At 50.1% G+C, this 676-nt stretch carries 1 tRNA gene and 2 rRNA genes; all 3 read left to right on the top strand.

The features are described 5' to 3' along the window. Nucleotides 1–123: ribosomal RNA gene (locus ACLW56_RS25275) — 16S ribosomal RNA — on the top strand; the annotation flags it as partial. Nucleotides 124–208: 85 nt separating this feature from the next. Further along, a tRNA-Glu gene (locus tag ACLW56_RS25270) sits at nt 209–284 on the top strand. Nucleotides 285–561: 277 nt separating this feature from the next. Continuing rightward, a 23S ribosomal RNA gene (locus tag ACLW56_RS25265) occupies nt 562–676 on the top strand; the annotation flags it as partial.

The raw sequence follows: 676 nt of genomic DNA, 5'->3' as shown, positions 1-676 counted from the left end.
TGGGTTGCAAAAGAAGTAGGTAGCTTAACCTTCGGGAGGGCGCTTACCACTTTGTGATTCATGACTGGGGTGAAGTCGTAACAAGGTAACCGTAGGGGAACCTGCGGTTGGATCACCTCCTTACCTTCAAGAACCTGCCTTTGTAGTGCTCACACAGATTGTCTGATAGATGTAGAGAAGCAAGGCGTCTTGCGAGTGAGACTTACACGTCCCCTTCGTCTAGAGGCCCAGGACACCGCCCTTTCACGGCGGTAACAGGGGTTCGAATCCCCTAGGGGACGCCAGCGTTAACTGATGAGGTCAAACCTCCCAGGGGACGCCAGCGTTAACTGATGAGGTCAAACCTCCCAGGGGACGCCACTTGCTGGTTTGTGAGTGAAAGTCGCCGACCTCAATATCTCAAAACTGATTCCGTTATGTGAATAGCGAGTCATGTTTGAGATATTTGCTCTTTAAAAATCTGGATCAAGCTGAAAATTGAAACGACACACTTTTAAGTGTGTTCGAGTCTCTCAAATTTTCGCAAGTCGGACTGTTTTACGAAACAGCTTCGGGTTGTGAGGTTAAGCGACTAAGCGTACACGGTGGATGCCCTGGCAGTCAGAGGCGATGAAGGACGTGCTAATCTGCGATAAGCGTCGGCGAGGTGATATGAACCTTTGACCCGGCGATTTCC

The sequence above is a fragment of the Pantoea sp. sgz302252 genome, assembly GCF_047713085.1.
GTDB lineage: Bacteria > Pseudomonadota > Gammaproteobacteria > Enterobacterales > Enterobacteriaceae > Scandinavium.
The sequence above is the reverse complement of the archived record's forward strand: the minus strand, read 5'-3'. Positions and strand labels throughout refer to the sequence as shown.